Origin of the sequence: Wolbachia endosymbiont of Drosophila incompta (genome assembly GCF_001758565.1) — a bacterium.
GTDB lineage: Bacteria > Pseudomonadota > Alphaproteobacteria > Rickettsiales > Anaplasmataceae > Wolbachia > Wolbachia pipientis.
In genome coordinates this window covers 1,131,704-1,133,511 of record NZ_CP011148.1, presented here as the reverse complement: position 1 = coordinate 1,133,511, position 1,808 = coordinate 1,131,704, and the positions used below count along the sequence as shown (strand labels likewise).

Genomic DNA, 1,808 nt, shown 5'->3' with positions numbered 1-1,808 from the left:
GCAAGATTAGCCGATTTACCCACAATTTTTGCCAGCTCTTTTTTACTCTCAGGGTTTCTGTAATCCTTAATTAGATCCTGTAGAGTAAATGCAGAATGGGCAATGTATAGAATAGATGTCGGAAACTTTACTAGTTGAGCAACATTCCGTATAAGAAAGATATTGGATCTATTATTGTCAATGAACTCGCAGCAAAATTGCAGTGAAATCTTACACAATAGGGCTGTTAAACCTGTTGTGATGCAGATTACCTTCCTGAAATCATGATCATAAATATCATGCACCCTTTGTGCGAGTATGTTAGATTTCTTTTTTAGCTTGTTTGGCATGAAATAGTTAATAACTTCCTGTTATTCTATCACATAAAATCCTAAAAGAAAAGCCCTATGAATCAGGACTTTAAGGGAGATTTATGCACAAATCGGCTAAGCATTTTATAAACAAGGGATCGGTACTGAGAGTTGGCACACGAAAGTAATATCCATCCTTGATAATTGCTTTATATTCTATATCAAGTTCAACTAGAGTTTCTGAATGCTCAGAAACAAAAGATATAGGTGATAGAACTACAGGTACACCATCAGCTTTTGCGCGTAATAGCTCACTTTCAGTGCTTGGCTCTAGCCATTTTACAGGACCAATCTTACTCTGATAACATATTGACCAATCTAAGTTATTGATAGCTAACTTTTCTACTATTAACTCTACGCTTCTTTCTACCTGTGAAGCGTAAGGGTCGCCCTTTTTAATGATACTAAGAGGTAAGCTATGGGCTGAAAATAGGACTCTTGGTTTACCGATTTTTCTAGCCAATTTATAGTACTTAGCTATCAGATTAGTGTGAGCTTCAATAAAATCTTGGTTATCATAATAACGGTGAATCATTTTTGTATTGCATTTTAGGCCATACCGTTTAGCATTTTTTTGCCAATTCTCGATGGATGACAGAGTTGTGGTAGTTGAATATTGTGGATACAGTGGCAGCAGAATTACTTCGTCAGGATCAAACTGTTTTACACTTTCAATAACTTCGTCAGCAAATGGACGCCAATAGCGCATGCAGATGAATACCTTGTGTACATGGTTTCTATTTTCGTTTAATTTTAGTTCTGAAGCATTAGCTTGCATTTTTGTATTCTCTAGAATTGGCGATTTACCTCCAATTTCCTCGTATATTTTTCGTGCAGTATTTTCTCGTTTCGCAGATATAAACTTTGCTAAAAGAAACCGAAAGGGATTCGGTAGATTGATTATTCTCCTGTCATAAAAAAGGTTGAATAAAAAAGGACGGACCGCATTTAGTGAATCAGGCCCGCCAAGATTAAATAAGATAACTGCCTTTTTCACCTACGCACTACTACAACAAGTTACTTCTGGGGTGCCTATAAAATTAGCTACACACTCATCAAATTTAGTTATAGGCACTAAATTTCTTACACTGGCATACAATAAGTGGCCTGATCTCTTCAGGTTACTCTTGGTGGATGTGAAGTTCCAATCGAAAAATGTATCGACAAAAAGACTTGGTACCGTTTCAAGAAGTTCAACAGCAGCTAAAGATAGCATTATACAACTTTGCAGGACATTCAGAAGAACCTTGAGGGGAAAAAGTAAAACTTTAACGAAAAGAGAGGTGCTACTTGTTTCATCCAGTAGTCGCCCTGAGTTAGGCGAATTATACTCGGTGTGTTTTCTATTTTGATCAAAGATAGGAAATTTTATAGTATCTTTCTTAAATTCCGCGTCTATTTCTTTTCTACTATGGTTAGTGATTTTTTCCATTAACTTCTCACGCAGATGAAAAGTTC

Annotated in this window: 1 protein-coding gene and 2 pseudogenes; all 3 read right to left on the bottom strand. The window is 36.2% G+C overall.

Features of this window, described 5'->3' with window-relative positions:
* Window positions 1–329 (bottom strand): annotated as a pseudogene (locus tag WG67_RS08790) (hypothetical protein); the annotation flags it as partial.
* A 70-nt stretch (window positions 330–399) separates the two neighbouring features.
* Window positions 400–1,347, bottom strand: a complete 948-nt coding sequence (gene hemH, locus WG67_RS05130; protein WP_010082099.1) for a ferrochelatase — start codon at window positions 1,345–1,347, stop codon at window positions 400–402.
* A pseudogene (locus WG67_RS08785) lies at window positions 1,348–1,808 on the bottom strand (hypothetical protein); the annotation flags it as partial.